At 68.5% G+C, this 16,179-nt stretch carries 19 protein-coding genes; 10 read left to right on the top strand and 9 right to left on the bottom strand.

The features are described from left to right. Position 1: 1 nt before the first annotated feature. Both kdpA and kdpF read right to left on the bottom strand, forming a co-directional pair. The gene (kdpA, locus tag NK1_RS27545; protein ID WP_063013349.1) at positions 2–1,672 is read right to left on the bottom strand and encodes a potassium-transporting ATPase subunit KdpA; all 1,671 of its coding nucleotides are present in this window, start codon (positions 1,670–1,672) and stop codon (positions 2–4) included. Continuing rightward, positions 1,673–1,759: a K(+)-transporting ATPase subunit F gene (gene kdpF, locus NK1_RS35865; RefSeq protein WP_223273250.1), complete on the bottom strand. Its 87-nt coding sequence runs from the start codon at positions 1,757–1,759 to the stop codon at positions 1,673–1,675. A gap of 368 nt (positions 1,760–2,127) precedes the next feature. On the opposite strand from kdpF, the gene NK1_RS34770 reads away from it, so the two are divergent. From NK1_RS34770 to NK1_RS27505, 8 genes are all read left to right on the top strand, one after another. Further along, positions 2,128–2,274 (top strand): hypothetical protein, encoded by a 147-nt coding sequence (locus tag NK1_RS34770; protein WP_157104467.1) that lies wholly within the window; start codon positions 2,128–2,130, stop codon positions 2,272–2,274. Further along, the gene (locus tag NK1_RS27535; protein ID WP_063013344.1) at positions 2,271–4,793 is read left to right on the top strand and encodes a DUF4118 domain-containing protein; all 2,523 of its coding nucleotides are present in this window, start codon (positions 2,271–2,273) and stop codon (positions 4,791–4,793) included. The genes NK1_RS34770 and NK1_RS27535 overlap by 4 nt, the downstream gene beginning before the upstream one ends. Beyond that, positions 4,790–5,497 carry a response regulator gene (locus NK1_RS27530; RefSeq protein ID WP_063013343.1) on the top strand — a complete coding sequence of 236 codons (708 nt, stop codon included), beginning with the start codon at positions 4,790–4,792 and terminating at the stop codon, positions 5,495–5,497. Before NK1_RS27535 ends, NK1_RS27530 begins: the two co-directional genes overlap by 4 nt. A 116-nt stretch (positions 5,498–5,613) precedes the next feature. After that, complete coding sequence (locus tag NK1_RS27525) at positions 5,614–6,126, top strand: OsmC family protein (protein WP_084461632.1); 513 nt, start codon at positions 5,614–5,616, stop codon at positions 6,124–6,126. Beyond that, positions 6,123–6,404, top strand: a complete 282-nt coding sequence (locus tag NK1_RS27520) for an acylphosphatase (RefSeq protein WP_036503737.1) — start codon at positions 6,123–6,125, stop codon at positions 6,402–6,404. The genes NK1_RS27525 and NK1_RS27520 overlap by 4 nt, the downstream gene beginning before the upstream one ends. A 24-nt stretch (positions 6,405–6,428) precedes the next feature. Further along, positions 6,429–7,415: a hypothetical protein gene (locus NK1_RS35860; protein ID WP_245660865.1), complete on the top strand. Its 987-nt coding sequence runs from the start codon at positions 6,429–6,431 to the stop codon at positions 7,413–7,415. Continuing rightward, a complete protein-coding gene (locus tag NK1_RS27510) occupies positions 7,416–8,582 on the top strand; it encodes a glutathionylspermidine synthase family protein (protein WP_039779855.1) in 1,167 nt (388 codons plus the stop codon). 36 nt (positions 8,583–8,618) lie between these two features. Further along, a complete protein-coding gene (locus NK1_RS27505; protein WP_063013341.1) occupies positions 8,619–9,071 on the top strand; it encodes a DUF350 domain-containing protein in 453 nt (150 codons plus the stop codon). Between the two features lie 24 nt (positions 9,072–9,095). Here the strand turns inward: NK1_RS27505 and NK1_RS27500 are convergent, their stop codons facing one another. The 7 genes from NK1_RS27500 to NK1_RS27470 form a co-directional block, all read right to left on the bottom strand. After that, positions 9,096–10,121 carry a PHP domain-containing protein gene (locus NK1_RS27500; RefSeq protein WP_281189187.1) on the bottom strand — a complete coding sequence of 342 codons (1,026 nt, stop codon included), beginning with the start codon at positions 10,119–10,121 and terminating at the stop codon, positions 9,096–9,098. Further along, a complete protein-coding gene (locus tag NK1_RS27495) occupies positions 10,121–10,702 on the bottom strand; it encodes a dihydrofolate reductase family protein (protein ID WP_063013399.1) in 582 nt (193 codons plus the stop codon). The genes NK1_RS27500 and NK1_RS27495 overlap by 1 nt, the downstream gene beginning before the upstream one ends. A 63-nt stretch (positions 10,703–10,765) precedes the next feature. Then, positions 10,766–11,623 carry a bifunctional DNA-formamidopyrimidine glycosylase/DNA-(apurinic or apyrimidinic site) lyase gene (gene mutM / locus NK1_RS27490; RefSeq protein ID WP_063013339.1) on the bottom strand — a complete coding sequence of 286 codons (858 nt, stop codon included), beginning with the start codon at positions 11,621–11,623 and terminating at the stop codon, positions 10,766–10,768. Beyond that, a complete protein-coding gene (gene rnc / locus NK1_RS27485; protein WP_063013337.1) occupies positions 11,623–12,378 on the bottom strand; it encodes a ribonuclease III in 756 nt (251 codons plus the stop codon). Before rnc ends, mutM begins: the two co-directional genes overlap by 1 nt. Before the next feature lie 23 nt (positions 12,379–12,401). After that, positions 12,402–12,584, bottom strand: a complete 183-nt coding sequence (rpmF, locus tag NK1_RS27480; RefSeq protein ID WP_030513024.1) for a 50S ribosomal protein L32 — start codon at positions 12,582–12,584, stop codon at positions 12,402–12,404. Positions 12,585–12,586: 2 nt separating this feature from the next. Continuing rightward, positions 12,587–13,246, bottom strand: a complete 660-nt coding sequence (locus tag NK1_RS27475; protein ID WP_063013335.1) for a YceD family protein — start codon at positions 13,244–13,246, stop codon at positions 12,587–12,589. Between the two features lie 96 nt (positions 13,247–13,342). After that, a complete protein-coding gene (locus NK1_RS27470) occupies positions 13,343–14,089 on the bottom strand; it encodes a DivIVA domain-containing protein (protein WP_063013333.1) in 747 nt (248 codons plus the stop codon). A 257-nt stretch (positions 14,090–14,346) separates the two neighbouring features. Here NK1_RS27470 and NK1_RS27465 point away from each other — a divergent pair, with 257 nt between their 5' ends. Next, positions 14,347–14,856, top strand: coding sequence for a GtrA family protein (locus tag NK1_RS27465; RefSeq protein WP_245660863.1), 510 nt, complete (start codon positions 14,347–14,349; stop codon positions 14,854–14,856). Between the two features lie 276 nt (positions 14,857–15,132). Further along, on the top strand, positions 15,133–16,143 hold the full coding sequence (locus NK1_RS27460) for a hypothetical protein (protein WP_245660861.1): 1,011 nt from the start codon (positions 15,133–15,135) through the stop codon (positions 16,141–16,143). Positions 16,144–16,179: the final 36 nt, after the last annotated feature.

Genomic DNA, 16,179 nt, shown 5'->3' with positions numbered 1-16,179 from the left:
TTCAGTGAATTCCTTCGGCGAGCGGCCCGAGCGCCAGCATGGGCAGGAAGGTGAGGGCGACCAGGATCAGCGTCACGCCGGCGACCATGCCGACGAACTGAGGCCGGTGCGTCGGCAATGTGCCGATCGATTCCGGCGTATGCCCTTGGCGCGCCAGCGATCCGGCCAGCGCGAGCACGAGAACGATCGGAACGAACCGGCCGAACACCATCGCCAGCCCGAGGGCGGTGTTCCACCACACGGTGTTTCCGCCGAGCCCGGCGAAGGCCGAGCCGTTGTTGTTGGCGGCCGAGGAGAAGGCGTACAGCACCTCCGACAGGCCGTGCGGCCCCGTATTCGCCATCGCCGCGCGCTCGCCCGGCAACGCCATCGCCAGCGCGGTGCCGACCAGCACGATCAGCGGACTGACCAGGAAATACGATGCGGCGAACTTGATTTCGCGCGGGGTGATCTTCTTGCCGAGATATTCGGGTGTGCGCCCGACCATCAGCCCGGCGACGAAAACGGTGATCACGGCCAGGATCAGCATGCCGTACAGGCCCGATCCGACACCGCCGGGCGCGACCTCGCCCAGCTGCATGTTCACCATCGTCATCATGCCGCCGAAGCTGGTGTAGGAATCGTGGGCGGAGTCGACGGCGCCGGTGGAGGTCAGCGTGCTCGACGCCGCGAACGTCGCGGAATCCGCGACGCCGAACCGTGTTTCGACACCCTCGAGCGCGGCGCCGGCTGCCGTCGGCACGGTGCCGTGGTGGCGCAGCTGCAGGAAGTTGGTCAGTGTCACGCTGATCAGCGCGAGTACGGTCATCACCGACGCGATCGCATACCCCTGCTTCGTGCTGCCCACCAGGCGGCCGAAGGTTCGCGGCAGCGAGAAGGCGATCAGCAGGATCAGGAAGATCTCGACCCAGTTGGTCCAGGCCGTCGGATTCTCGAACGGGTGCGCGGAGTTCACATTGAAGAAGCCGCCGCCGTTGGTGCCCAGCAATTTGATGCTCTCCTGCGAGGCGACCGGGCCGCCCGGAATCGTCTGTGGCGCACCGGTGATCGTCTGCGCGACCTGATCGTGCAGGTGGAAGTTCTGGATCGCGCCGCCGGCGATCAGCACGATCGCGAACACGCACGCGATCGGCAGCAGGATCCGCAGCGTGCCGCGCACCAGGTCGACCCAGAAGTTGCCGAGGTCACCGGTGTGGCGGCGGGCGAACCCGCGCACCAGCGCGACCGCGACCGCCATCCCGACCGCGGCCGAGACGAAGTTCTGCACGGCCAGGCCCGCCATCTGGACCAGATGTCCCTGGGTCGACTCCCCGGCGTAGTTCTGCCAGTTGGTGTTGGTGACGAAGCTGATCGCGGTATTCCACGCCAGCGCCGCGGTCATCTCGGTTCCGGGCTCGTGCAGATGCAGTGGCAGGTGGCCCTGGATCAGCTGCAGGAAGAACAGCGCCAGCACGCTCATCGCGGAGAAGGCCAGCACGCTGCGGGTGTAGACGCCCCAGGTCTGCTCCACCCCGGGCTGGACCCCGATGGCGCGATAGACGATGCGTTCGGCCCGTGAGTGTTTCGTGCCGGCGTACACCCGGTACATATAGTCGCCGAGCGGGATGTGGACCGCCGCGAGCGCGATGATCAGGGTCGCCACGAAGACGACCCCGGCAGTGGTCGTGCTCACCTAGAACCTTTCCGGGAACAGCAGCGCCGCGACCATGTAGACGGCGACGCCGAGGGCCAGGATCAGACCGACGATGTTCGCGATCACAGCCGTTCCACCCCCCGTTGGAGCAGGCCGAGCAGGGCGAAGATCGCCACGGTCACGACGGTGAACACCGCGACGGACATAGTGCAAACCTCTCTGTCGACGGCATCCGGAAGCGAATGCGCCGCAGTGAGTCAAGCGCGCGACACGACCGATTTCGACGGCGTTGACGGCTTCTTAGCGGTCGCGGCGACGGCATTGACGGGGTGCTTACAGGCCGCCGCGGGCCCGCTGCCGCGGCGTCAAGGTCGGCCGCGACCCCGTCAAGGTGTCGTAAAGATCGGCGATCGGGCCCGCTCGGCGGTGCACAGTGTGTTGTCCGGTCCGGTCGACCGGCACAGCGGCAATCACCGGGTCGTGAGGAGAAGACAGTGCCGGATTTCGCGGTCGCGGCGATGGTGATCATCGCCTTCGTCAGCTGCGCGCTGGGTCTGCGCGTGGCCGGGGCGCGCACCACCCGGGTCGTCCGGGTTTCGCGCCGTCCACGTCGTCCGAATCGCGCGATGATGGACCTGTGAAGCGCGGACGACTACGCATCTATCTCGGGGCCGCGCCCGGCGTGGGGAAGACCTACGCGATGCTCGGCGAGGCGCACCGGCGAATAGGCCGTGACCGCGACGTGGTCGCCGCGGTGGTGGAGACCCACGGCCGCGGCAAGACCGCGGAACTGCTCGAGGGCATCGAGCGGATACCGCCGGCGATGCGCACCTACCGCGGCACGACCCTGCCCGAACTGGATGTCGACGCGGTGCTGCGGCGGGCGCCGGCCGTGGCCCTGGTGGACGAACTCGCACATACGAACGTGCCGGGATCGAAGAACGAGAAGCGCTGGCAGGACGTCCACGAACTACTCGACGCCGGTATCGACGTCATCTCCACGGTCAACGTTCAGCACCTGGACAGCCTCAACGACGTCGTCGAACAGATCACCGGGGTGGTGCAACGCGAAACCGTGCCGGATTGGGTGGTGCGCGGCGCCGATCAGGTCGAACTGGTCGACATCACGCCGGAGGCGTTGCGGCGCAGGCTTTCTCACGGCAACGTCTACACCGCCGACAAGGTCGACGCGGCGCTGCGCAACTACTTCCGGCCCGGCAATCTCACCGCGTTGCGCGAACTGGCCCTGTTGTGGCTGGCCGATCAGGTCGACGCCGCGCTGGCCAGATACCGGGCCGACCACAAGATCACCGCGACCTGGGAGGCGCGCGAACGTGTGGTCGTCGCGGTGACGGGTGGCGCGGAATCGGAGACGATCGTGCGGCGCGCGAGCCGCATCGCCACCAAATCCAGTGCCGAGCTGCTCGTCGTGCACGTCGTGCGGGGGGACGGACTCGCCGGAGTGTCGGCGCAACGGCTGCATCGACTGCGGGAGCTGGCCGCCGGGCTCGGTTCCAGCCTGCACACGGTGACCGGCGAGAACGTCCCCAATGCCCTGCTGGATTTCGCCCGGCAAGTCAACGCCACCCAGCTGGTGGTGGGCACCTCCCGGCGCTCGCGCTGGGCGCGCATCCTCGACCAGGGCATCGGCGCCACCGTGGTGCAGCGCTCGGGCAGTATCGACGTCCACATGGTCACCCACGAGGAGGCGCAACGGGGGCTGCGCTGGTCGGCCCTGCTACGGCGGCAGCGGTCGACGGTGTCATGGCTGGCCGCCCTGGCGGTACCCACCCTGATCACCCTGGTCTGCTATCTGTGGCTGGATTCGCGCCTGGATCTGGCCGGTGAGAGCGCGATGTATTTCATCGGCGTGATCGCGGTGGCGCTGCTCGGCGGTGTCGCACCGGCCGCGTTGTCGGCGGTGCTGGGCGGGCTGCTGCTGAACTGGTTCTTCACCACCCCGCGCCACAGTCTCACCATCGCCGAACCCAACAATTTCCTCACCATCGTCGTGATGGCGGGGGTCGCGGTGGCGGTGGCGGTGCTGGTCGACATCTCCGCCAATCGCACCCGTGAAGCACGCACCGCCTCCCGCGAGGCCGAGTTGCTGACCCTGTTCGCCGGGGCGATCCTGCACGGCGCCGACCTGCCCGATCTGCTCGAGCGCGCCCGCGAGATCTACCGGCAGCGGGCGGTGAGTTTCGTCAGCGATGCCGAGGTGATCGCCTGCGTCGGTCACGATCCGGCGCGCACACCCGGAACCGCCGATACCGCGATCGGCGCCGGCGACGAGGAACACTGGCTGCTGCTCAGCGGGCGCGCGCTGACACCCGGTGACCGGCGGGTGCTCGCGGCGGTGGCCGGGCAGGCGGCCGGGCTCGTGCGCCAGCGCGAACTCGCCGACCAGGCTCAGGCCGCCGCGGGCGTGATGGCGACCGACCGGCTGCGCCGCGCGCTGCTGTCGGCGGTCAGCCACGATTTGCGCACGCCGCTGGCCGCGGCGAAGGCGGCGGTGTCGAGTCTGCGCAGTGAGGACGTGCAGTTCTCCCCCGCCGATACCGCCGAATTGCTGGAAACCATCGAAGAATCCACCGATCAGCTCACCGCGCTCGTCGGCAATCTGCTCGACTCCTCGCGGCTCGCGGCCGGAGCGGTGGAGCCCAACCTCAAACAGGTGTACCTGGAGGAGGTGGTCAACCGCGCGGTCGTCGGTGTCGGGATGGGGACCCGCGGTGTCCGCCAGGCGGCGATGGACCGGGTCAAGGTCGAGGTCGGCGAGGTCTCGGTCTACGCCGACAGCGGCCTGCTGGAACGGGTGCTGGCCAATCTGATCGACAACGCGCTGCGCTACTCGGCGCCGGCCGCGACGGCGGTCCCCGGCACACCGGTGCGGGTTGGCGCCGAACGCGACGGCGACCGGGTATCCATCACAGTGGTCGATTACGGTCCGGGCGTTGCGACCGGACTCGAGGACCAGATGTTCGAACCGTTCCAACGATTGGGCGACCGCGACAATTCGACCGGCGTGGGCCTGGGCCTGTCGGTGGTCCGCGGATTCGTCGAGGCGATGGGCGGCACCGTCCACGCCGAGCCGACGCCGGGAGGGGGTCTGACCATGGTGATCGAGCTGCCGGCCGGCGAAACACAGGAGGTGTCGTGACATCGGCCGAACGACCGCCGGCCGCCGTCCGGGTGCTGGTGGTCGACGACGAACCGCAGATCCTGCGCGCGCTGCGGATCAACTTGTCGGTGCGCGGCTACGAGGTGATCACCGCGGCCACGGGCGCGGCGGCCCTGCGGGCGGCGGCGGAGAAGCATCCCGACGTGGTCGTACTGGATCTGGGCCTGCCCGATATCGACGGAGTCGAGGTGCTGGCCGGCATCCGCGGCTGGAGTTCGATGCCGGTCATCGTGCTCTCGGCCCGCACCGATTCCTCGGACAAGGTGGAGGCTCTCGACACCGGAGCCGACGACTACGTCACCAAGCCGTTCGGCATGGACGAGTTGCTGGCCCGCCTGCGGGCGGCGGTGCGGCGGTCCGCCTCGGCGGCCGAGGAGTCCGCGCCGATTGTCGAAACCTCCTCCTTCACCGTCGATCTCGCGGCGAAGAAGGTCGTCCGCGGCGGCCGCGACGTGCACCTCACCCCGACCGAATGGGGTGTGCTGGAGATGCTGGTGCGCAATCAGGGCAAGCTGGTCGGGCGGCGCGAACTGCTGCGCGAGGTGTGGGGGCCGACGTACGCGACCGAAACCCACTATCTGCGGGTATATCTGGCGCAGCTGCGGCGCAAGCTCGAAGACGATCCGTCCCAGCCGAAACATCTGCTGACCGAGGCCGGCATGGGGTACCGCTTCCAGGCCTGACCCGACCGCGCCCGAGCCGGACCAAACCGGTGATATCGGACACAACCATCCTCTCACGTCGTGGTGAAAGCCGGTGTGCGATGCGCCCGCTCCGGGCCCGATGGCAGGATCGACGTATGTCCGAACAGACCGCCAACTCCGCCGCACCCACCGCCTCGGCGCAGCCCGCGACCGTCGCGGCCGCACCGCAGACCAAGGCACCGAAGCCGGTGACCGAATTGTGGGTGGAACGGACCGGCACCCGCCGCTACACCGGGCGCAGTTCGCGCGGGGCCGAGGTGCTCATCGGCTCCGACGGCGTCGAGGGTGTCTTCACCCCCGGTGAGCTGCTGAAGATCGCGCTGGCCGCCTGCACCGGCATGAGTTCGGACTTCCCGCTGTCCAACCGGCTGGGCGAGAACTACGACACCACGATCCGCGTCTCCGGCGACGCCGACCGCGAGAACGAGGTGTATCCGGAGCTGAAGGAGGTCGTCGAGCTGGACCTGTCCGAACTCGACGAGGCCGGTCGCCAGCGATTGCTGGTCACCGTGCAGCGCGCCATCGACAAGGTGTGCACCGTGGGACGGACGCTGAAGGCGGGCACCACGGTGAACCTGACGTTCCAGATCGACAAGATCGAGTCGTGAGCTCCGACCCCGTCCGGCTCAGCGCCTGGGTGCACGGCTACGTGCAGGGCGTCGGGTTCCGCTGGTGGACGCGCGCGCGGGCGCTGGAACTCGGTGTGGTGGGCCACGCCCGCAACACCCGGGACGGGCGCGTGCACGTGGTGGCCGAGGGTCCGCGACCGGCATGCGAGCGTTTGCTGGCATTGTTGCGGTCGGGTGACACTCCTGGTCGAGTCGATCTGGTTGTGGAAAACTGGGGCGCCGCCCTCGGCGGAATCACAGGCTTCGAGGAACGGTAGCGGCGGGGATACAGGAGTCGATCGTTGGCAACACATGAGCCGGGCGGGCCCGGGGATCGGGATTCGCACGACCCCCGCGATACCCCGCCCGCGGGGGACGACAGCACCGGCGGCCCGGAGTCCGGAAAGCCGAAGGGAATCGGCGCCTCGGATCCGACGGTGCGTTTCGGCGCGCAGCCCGAAGGCGAGCGCGAAACCGGCGCATCCGAGGCGGAACCGACGAGACGCCTGGGCGAACCGGACCCCACCCTCCCGAATCCGCGGACCGCGCCGACTCTCCCCGGCACGCCCATCCTGCCCGGCTTCCCCGACCCGGCCTCGACGATTCCCGGCCTGGCCACGCCCGGTGCGCCGAATCCGCTGTCGGACAACGCTTTCAGCGCCGACGCCGGTGGGCCGGCCGATCCCGAGGGTGAAAATTCCGGCGACGCAGGCGAATCCGGCAAAACCCGTCGCATGCGCGGCAGCATGCAGCGGCAGGAGGCCGGCGTCACCCAGCCCCGGCCGCCGACGGTGGCCGAGGCGCGAGCGCGCGACAAGGCCCGCAAACGCGCCGAAGAGGCCGAACGGGCCGCGGCCGAGGCCGCGGAAACCAAGCGGCGCAACCGCAAACGGCTGCTCATCGGCGGCGTGGCGGTCGCCGGCATCGCCGCGGTGGTCGGCACCGGCTATCTCGCATACCAGGCCGCACACCGGCCGGCGAATGTGACCGCCTACTGCATCACCGACGACAACGGGCAGCAGCAGGTCGTCCCCGACGACGACTGCGTGCGCGCCCAGTCCTACGCGAGTACCGGCGGCTATTACGGCGGTGGCGGGCTCGGGCCCGGCATCTTCCTCTACAACGGCCACCAGTACCGCTACTACTACGGCGGCAACAACACCGTCGGGCGCGCGCCCGTCGGCGGCAGCACGGTCGCGCCGAAGAAGGCCACCGTCAGCACCAAGAGCGGGACCGTCGTACGAGGCGGTCTCGGCAGTAAATCCGGTTCCACCAGTGGAGGCTCCTAGATGCGTCGGATGCGCAACCGGCAACGTACCGGCTGGCAGAAGATCATCGCCGATCAAGGGCTGGTATTCGGCTCGCCCGGCCGCGACGCGAACGGACAGTCGCGCCCGTACTGGGACGAATCGGTGCACTACGAGTTCGATCTCGACGAAATCCTCGCGCTCGAGGCCCAGGTCGAGGTGCTGCATTCGATGTGCCTGCACGCGGTCGAGCAGATCGTGCTCACCGAGCGCTTCGCCGATTTCGGCCTGCCCGAATGGAGCTGGGAGCCGATCAAGAAGTCGTGGCAGCGCAGCGACCCGTACGTCTACGGACGTTTCGATCTGCGCTACGACGGCCGCGGACCGGCGAAACTGCTGGAGTATAACGCCGATACGCCGACCTCGCTGCTGGAAGCGGCCATCGTGCAGTGGCACTGGCTCACCGACGTCTACCCCGACGACGACCAGTGGAATTCGCTGCACGAACGTCTCGTCGAGCGCTGGGGCGAGTTGCTCGACCAGCTGCCCACCAACCAGCTGCACTTCACCTGGTCCTCGGCCGACGCTTCCGGCGAGGACAACGTGACCACCGCGTATATGCAGGAGACCGCCGCCGAGGCCGGATTCGACACCATCGCGCTGCCGATCGAGGAGATCGGCTTCGACACCGAACTGGAGCGTTTCGTCGATCTGGCCGAGGCGCCGATCGGTTCGATCTTCAAGCTGTACCCGTGGGAATGGGCCCTCGACGACGATTTCGGCAAGCGGGTGGTGAACTCCGTCCCCGAGACCGCCTGGGTCGAACCCCTGTGGAAGACACTGCTTTCCAACAAGGCGCTGCTGGCGGTGCTGTGGGAGATGTATCCCGGGCATCCGAATCTGCTGCCGGCCTACCTCGACGATCCGCACGAGCTCACCGAGTACATCCGCAAACCGAAGCTGGGCCGTGAGGGCGCCAATATGACCATCGTCGGCGCCGGGATGGAAACCTCTACCGGCGGCGTGTACGGCGAGGAGGGGTTCGTCTACCAACTCCTCGATCCGCTCCCGGATTTCGACGGCCTGCGCCCGGTGCTCGGCGCCTGGATCGTCGGCGACACCTCGGCCGGTCTCGGCATCCGCGAATCACCCGGCCTGATCACCGACGACGGCGCCACCTTCGTTCCGCATCGCATTCCGACCAAGTAGCATTCAGCGACTCGATCAACATCACCGGAGGAACCTGTGTCGTCCACCCTCGCGCTCGAATCAGGGTATTGGAGCTCCGTCGGCCACGGCGTCGGCGCGATCGCGCTGTACGCGGTGCTGGGTCTGGCCCTGATGCTGATCGGCTTCCAGGCCATCGACAGCTCCACGCCCGGACCGCTGCGCAAGATGGTCGCCGCCGGTAATCCGAACGCGGTCGTCATCGCGTCCGCCGGCATGGTGAGTATGGCGTTGATCGTGGTGCTGGCGATCTATTCCTCCGGCGGCCGGCTCGTCGAGGGCCTCATCGCGACCGGGATCTACGGGCTGGTGGGCATCATCGCGCAGGTGGTCTCCATCCGGCTGCTGGAATGGCTGGTCGGCCTGCATATCGGCGATCTGCTGAAATCGGCCACGTACCAGGTTCAGTCGCTGCTGGTGGCCGCCGCGCATCTGGCGATCGGCATGGTCGTCGCGTTCGCGATCCTCTGAGCGGGCCCGGTCGGCCGCGCGGTGTCACCGCCCGGTGAACGCCAGGAGTTCGCTCAGCGGAAGGCTGTTGATGATGCGGTCGGCCGGGACCCCGTTCGCCGCGGCACGTTCGCAGCCGTAGCCCTGCCAATCCAGCTGGCCCGGGGCGTGCGCGTCGGTATCGATGCTGAAATGGCAGCCCATCTCCACGGCCAGGCGCAGCAACCGGCTCGGCGGATCGAGACGTTCGGGGCGGCTGTTGATTTCCACGGCCGTCCCGTAGCGGCGGCAGGCCTCGAAGACGAGTTCGGCGTCGAACGACGATTCCGGCCGGATGCCACGATTACCGGCGACCAACCGTCCCGTGCAGTGGCCGAGCACGTCGACGTTCGGATTCGCCACCGCGTACACCATGCGTTCGGTCATGGTGTCGGAGTCGGCACGCAGGTTCGAATGCACGCTGGCCACAACGACATCCAGGCGAGCGAGCAGATCGGCCTCCTGGTCGAGGGTGCCGTCGTCGAGGATGTCGACCTCGATGCCGGTGAGGATCCGAAACGGCGCCAGCCGCTCGTTGAGTTCGGCGACCACGTCCAACTGGCGGCGCAGCCGCTCCGCGGACAGGCCGTTGGCGACCTTCAACCGCGGCGAATGATCGGTCAGCGCACAGTATTCGTGGCCCAGCGCCTGCGCGGTGCGCATCATCTCCTCGATCGGGCTGCCACCGTCGGACCAGTCGGAGTGGGTGTGCAGATCGCCCCGCAGCAGTGCCCGAACCTCGGCGCCCGCGGGTGCGATCGGCTGTGCGGCGGAACGCAATTCGGCCAGCCGCTGCGGTACGGCGCCGGACACGGCCTGCTCGATCACCGCGGCGGTCTTGGGTCCGATACCCGAAAGTTCCTGCCAGGCACCGGATTCGCGGTACCGATCGAAATCGGCGTCCGACAGCTCGGCCACGACATCGGCCGCGCGCCGGTAGGCCTTGACCCGATGGGTCTGGGCGCGATCGCGTTCCATCCAGAACGCGATCTCGCGCAGCGCGGCCACCGGATCCGGAACGTGATCGGCCACTAGCGGATCCGGCTGTACTTGACGAACGCCACCCCGTCCTCGAACACACGGCCCGTGAGGACCCGGAACAGTGCCGGCTCCGGCAGCCGCGGTCCCGCGCCGAACAGCGGGCGGCCGTGTCCCAGCACGATCGGATACAGCTTCAGGAAGATCTGGTCGATCTCCGGCAGCAGCGCCTGGGCCAGTTCGCCGCCGCCGCACAACCAGATGCCCGACCCCGGCTCCTGTTTGAGTCCGCGCACGCGTCCCAGCGGGTCGGAGGAGATCAGCTCGACGTCCCGGGCCGGATCCCCGGGCAGGGTGGTCGACACGACGAACTGCCGCAGATGTGAATACGGGCTCGACGTGCCGGTCCGCACGCCGAAATCGTGGGTTTTGCGGCCCATCAGCACGGTGTCGAAGCTTTCGCCCGGACTGTCGATCCCGAGCGATTCCCGGATCTTGGTCGGCAGCGTCTCCGGATACTGGGCGGTGATGGCCGGGCCGTGGTCACCGCCGACCGGGAAGAAATCGACCGATCCGTCCGGGGTGGCGATATACCCGTCGATGGTCGAGGCCACGAAGTAGGTGAGCTTGCGCATCCGTTCTCCCTTCATGCGAAGTGGCGTCATCGGACACACCGCAAATCTAGCGCGTGCTCGCCACTATCGCCGGGGCTTCGGCTGGCATCGCGGACAGGAGTAGGAGGAGCGGTTCATGAACTTCTCGCGGCGGATCGGGGCGCCGCAGCGACGGCACGGCTCGTCCTCGCGACCGTAGGCGGCCAGCGACCGCTCGAAGTATCCGGAATTGCCGTTGACGTTGACATACAGCGCGTCGAAGGAGGTGCCGCCCGCGTCGAGGGCCGCGCCCATCACCACCTGCACCTCGCTCAGCAGCCGCCGCAGCGCGGGCCGGGTGAGCGCCGCGGCCGGGCGTTCGCCGTGGATGCGGGCCCGCCACAATGCCTCGTCGGCGTAGATGTTGCCGATGCCCGAGACCACCGTCTGATCCAGCAGCACGCGCTTGATCTCGGAGGATTTGGTCCGCATGCGCGCGACCACGGCCTCGGTGTCGAAACGGGGATCGAGTGGATCGCGCGCGATGTGGGCGACCGATTCCGGCAGCTCCTCACCGTCGAGCGTGACGAGCCGGTTCAGTGCCCAGCCACCGAAGGTGCGCTGATCGATGAAGCGCAGCTGTGTGCCGTTGTCGAGTCCGGCGACGATATGCGCATGCTTCTCCAGCGGCGCCTGCGCGGACTGCACCAGCATCTGCCCGCTCATACCGAGGTGGACGACGAGTGCGGCATCGGGATCGTCGAAGGTCAGCCAGAGGAATTTGCCGCGGCGGCGGGCCGCTTCGATCCGCAGGCCCGCCATCCGGGCGGCGAGATCGTCGCCGCCGAGTTCGTGGCGGCGCACCGACCGCGGATGTTTGACCAGGACCGATTCCACGACGTGACCGACGACGTGTTCGTCGAGTCCACGCCGTACCACCTCGACCTCGGGCAGTTCGGGCATCAGTCCCCGGCTTCGGCGGAACCGTCCGCGGTGAGCGCCTGCCAGGCGGCGCCGGCGGCCTTCTGCTCGGCTTCCTTCTTCGACCGGCCGACGCCCTGCCCGTAGGCCGTGCCGCCGATCACCGCGGTGGCGGTGAATTCCTTGTCGTGGTCGGGACCGGTCGAGGTGATCTCGTAGCTGGGCACGCCGATACCGCGTTCCGCGGTGAGCTCCTGCAGGCTGGTCTTCCAGTCCAGGCCGGCACCCATCCGGGGACCGCGTTCGAGCAGTTCGGCGAACAGCCGCAGCACGACTCCGCGCGCCACCTCGATGCCGTGTTGCAGATGGACCGCGCCCAGCAGCGATTCCATCCCGTCGGCGAGGATGCTCGCCTTGTCCCGGCCGCCGGTGAGCTCCTCGCCCTTACCAAGCAGCAGATGACGGCCGAGGCCGCCCTCACCCAGGCCGCGCGCGACCTCGGCCAGGGCGTGCATATTCACCACACTGGCACGCAGTTTGGCGAGCTCACCCTCGGATTTCTCCGGATGCTCGAGGTACAGGCGCTCGGTGATGCTCAGGCCGAGCACCGAGTCGCCCAGGAACTCCAGGCGTTCGTTGGTCGGCAGACCACCGTTCTCGTAGGCGTACGAACGGTGGGTGAGCGCCAGCCGGAGCAGATCCGGACGCAGCTCCACGCCGAGCGCTTCCAGAAGGCTGGCGTGGTCAGCGGCATCGCCCGCTGCGGGTGCGGCCGCTTCGTCCTTACCGGCGGTCACTTCGCGGCTACCCGATCGGCGGATCAGATGGCCGAGGTGACCTGGCGGCCCTTGTAGGTGCCGCAGTTGGGGCACGCGATGTGCGGGAGGGTCTTCTGACCGCACGCCCGGTTCGGGCAGGTGATCAGGGTCGGCGCGGTGGCCTTCCACTGGCTGCGCCGCGAGTGGGTGTTGGCACGAGACATCCGGCGCTTCGGAACGGCCACGACTACTTCTCCTCTGTCGTCGAACTTGCCGAACCATGGTGGTCGGCAAGAGATCGGTCTACGTCTGATGGGGCGTCGGAGACGCCGGTGCCGGGGGTTTCGCTCGCGAATTTCGCAAGCCCCGCCCAGCGAGGGTCCAGTATCTCATGCGTGTGATCCGGACCCGCAATCGCCATCCGGACACCGCATTCCGGGCACAGCCCGGCGCAATCGGGTTCGCACAGCGGTTGCAGCGGCAATTCCAGGCCGACGGCGTCGGTGACCACCGGCTCGATGTCGATCATGTCGTCGACGATCCGGTAGATCTCGTCTTCCTCGGTGGTCTGCTCGGTCGCGCTGTTCGGATAGGCGAACAGTTCGGTGATCTCGAGTTCCAGATCGTCGGTGAACGACTCCAGGCAGCGCGAGCACTCCCCCTCGATCGGCGCCGACACCGAACCGGTGACCAGCACGCCCTCCGAGACCGCCTGCAGGGTCAGATCGAGATCGACCTCGGCACCGGCCGGGATCGCGATCAGGTCCAAGCCGATCTTCTCGGCGGCGGTGACGACCCGATGAACCTGCCGGATCGAGCCCGGGGCACGCCCCAGGCTGCGGGTGTCCAGCACGAAATCCGCGTCGGTCTGACGACGACGCGAACCGGGACCGGACTGGGCGGACATCGGGCACTCACTCACGTTTCGAGGGGGTTTGGGCAACCACTCCACAGTACGCGAACTGCGCCGATCCCCCCAAATCCCGGAACGAGCGCGAGCGGATCAGCGCCGGAAGTCGGCGGCGTAGTCCGGAATGCCGGTCCCCGAACGCAATTGCTGACGACCGCGGCCGACCGTCCGCAGGGTCGAGTGCAGAGTCTCCTCGAAATCGGCGAGCTGGGAATCGACGTAGTGGTCGCATTCCTCGCGCAGCCGGTCCGCCTCGGTCTGCGCGGCGTCGATCAACCGCGCGGATTCGCCGTGCGCGGCACGCACCACCTCGGTCTGCGACACCAGGCGTTCCTGTTCGGCCTGCCCCTCGGCCACCGATCGGTCGTAGGAGGCCTGACCCGCCGCGATCATCCGCTCCGATTCGGTGCGGGCGCGGCCGGTGAGCGCCTCGTATTCGGCCTTGCCGTCGGTCACGATGCGGTCGGCTTCGGCCTGCGCGGTCGCGACCAGATGATCGGCGTGCGCGCGGGCCTCGGCGACCATCCGGTCGGCGTGCGCCTTGGCGTCGGCCAGCAGCCGGTCGGCCTCCTCGCGGGCGCCGGCCACGGTCTGTTCGGCCTGGTCGTTGGCGCCGGTCACCGTCGCCTCGGCGGAATTGCGGGCGTCGGAGACGATCTTGTCGCGGTGGTCGAGCACGTCCTGGGCGTCGTCGAGTTCGCCGGGCAGCGCCTCACGCACATCGTCGAGCAGTTCCAGCACCTCACCGCGGGGCACGATGCAATTGCGGGTCGGCGGGATACCCCGCGCCTCTTCGACGATCGCGACCAGTTCGTCGAGTGCCTCGAATACGCGATACATCCTGCTGACCCCACTCTCGTGCCGAACTACTGCTCTCGGCCCCAGTGTGCCCGCATCCCGCGTGTCTGCCCAGATCACCATCGGTGTGTCGGGCGGTGTTTCCTATCCCACACAAATCAAGTGGAGGAAATCTCTCCGCTTGGTGCTATCTTTTCTACCGAGCGGTAGACCAGCCGGAACCCGTCGCCAACGGCGTCCGGCACTGTGCGATCGGAACGACAATGGTTGTCCTTTATCCGGCACCTCCGGGTATGTGGGTGAACCCACAGCCCGATCCGGGTGTATCCATCGTGCACAGCGAACTGCTGGCCGAGACGCCGGAACCGCAGCAGTCCCCGCCTCGCCTCCGCCGCCTCGCCTCGCGCTTCGCCAACTATCTGCGCGGCGACCACTGGCTGCCGCAACTCGTCCGCTTCGCATTGGTCGGCGGTTTCAGCAATATCGGCTACTTCCTGCTGTTTCTGGCCTGCTACAGCGGCGGGCCGCAGCTCGCCAACCTGACCGGATCCATCGTCAGCACGGCACTCGCCAACGAACTGCACCGCCGCCTCACCTTCCACGCCGCCGACCGGGTCGGCTGGCTCGCCGCCCAACTCGAGGGCGGTGGACTGGCGCTGGCCGGACTCGCCATCACCTCGGGGGCGCTGGCGGTCCTCGATATCGCGGCACCCGGGCTCGACGACGTCACCGAGGCGATCGCCGTCATCGGCATCACCGCCGGAGTCGGTGCGCTGCGCTTCCTCACCCTGCGGCTCTGGGTCTTCTGATCGCCCGTCGTGCTCATGCACGGGGTGCGGCTGCAACCTGGTCATTTGAGCAAGGAACCGAGCCTCTATACCCCACGTCCTAACTCAGCAAACGTCGTTGCGAGTTCTCATCGTGGGAGGTTCGGCAATGCACCACCGTTCGGGGAATCACTGCCCGGCAAGATCCACTCTCTGGCGCGCAGGTCTGCGCTCGGCCGCGTCCCCGCGCCCTCGGGTACCGATCCCGTGTCCGCTCCTGCCCCGCCCGCGCCGCACCCGCCCGCACCAGGACCCGCAATGACCCACGACAGCGGGTGTGCCGAAATCCTGTGCGGCCCAGGGTGGCCGGGCCGTGCGGGTGGGCTGCATCGGCGGCGTGACGTGGTGTCGGTCGGGGTCAGCGACGACGAGATCCGGCGACGGTGTGCGATCGGACGCTGGCGGCGGGTGCGGCGCGGGGCGTACGCGGAGGCCTCGGCACTCGCCGAACTGGACGCCGTGGCGCGGCACCGGCTGGCGGTGGCGGCGCTGCTGCCGGAGATGGCGGCCGACGCCGTGGTGAGCCATCAATCGGCGGCCGTGCTGCTGGGTGCGCCGATGTCCCCGGCGCTGCTGGACCGGGTGCACGTGACGCGCAATCGACGCCACGGCGGGCGCATCAAGCCGAATGTGACGGTGCACTGCGCACCGGTCCCCGTCGTCGCCGAACGGGACGGGCTGCTGGTCACCGGTCCGGCCCGCACCGTCGTCGATCTGGCGCGCACGCTTCCGTTCGAATCCGCGGTCGTCGTCGGCGACGCCCTCGCCCGCGAATTCGGCATCAGCGCAGCGGCATTGGCGCGCGAACTGGCCCGCGCTCGTGGCCGGCGCGGTGTCGACGCTGCCCGGCACGTGATCGGTTTCCTCGATCCGCGCAGCGCCGGAGTCGACCACTCCCGGGTCCGGGTGCTGCTGCGGCAGCTCGGATTCCCGCCGGCGGCCGCGGGCGGAGTGATCCATGCCGACGACGGGAGGGTGCTGGGGACGGCGGATCTGTATCTGGGCCGGACCGGAGTGGTGCTCGAGGTCGACGGACACCGGACGAGAAGAGCCCGGATACACGGCTGCCCGTCCCTCCCAGCACCGGATGTGGTGTTGCGCCGCTACGGATTTCGGTCGATCCGTACCAGCTGGCGCGAGTTGAGCACCGGAGTCGCCGCGGAGCGCGTGCACGCCGCGCTGAGCCGGGCGCGCGAGCAACGGCCCCGCGGTGACATCCGCCCCGCTCCCCTTCCGCCCGCGACGCCGCTGCGGTTGCGTGCGCTGTGACGACCACGATCGGCTCGGCCCGCCCCGACCTGTTAG

The sequence above is a fragment of the Nocardia kruczakiae NBRC 101016 genome, from assembly GCF_001612965.1.
Taxonomy (GTDB): domain Bacteria; phylum Actinomycetota; class Actinomycetes; order Mycobacteriales; family Mycobacteriaceae; genus Nocardia; species Nocardia kruczakiae.
Note: the sequence above shows the minus strand (reverse complement) of the source record. Positions and strands in the feature narration are given on the sequence as shown.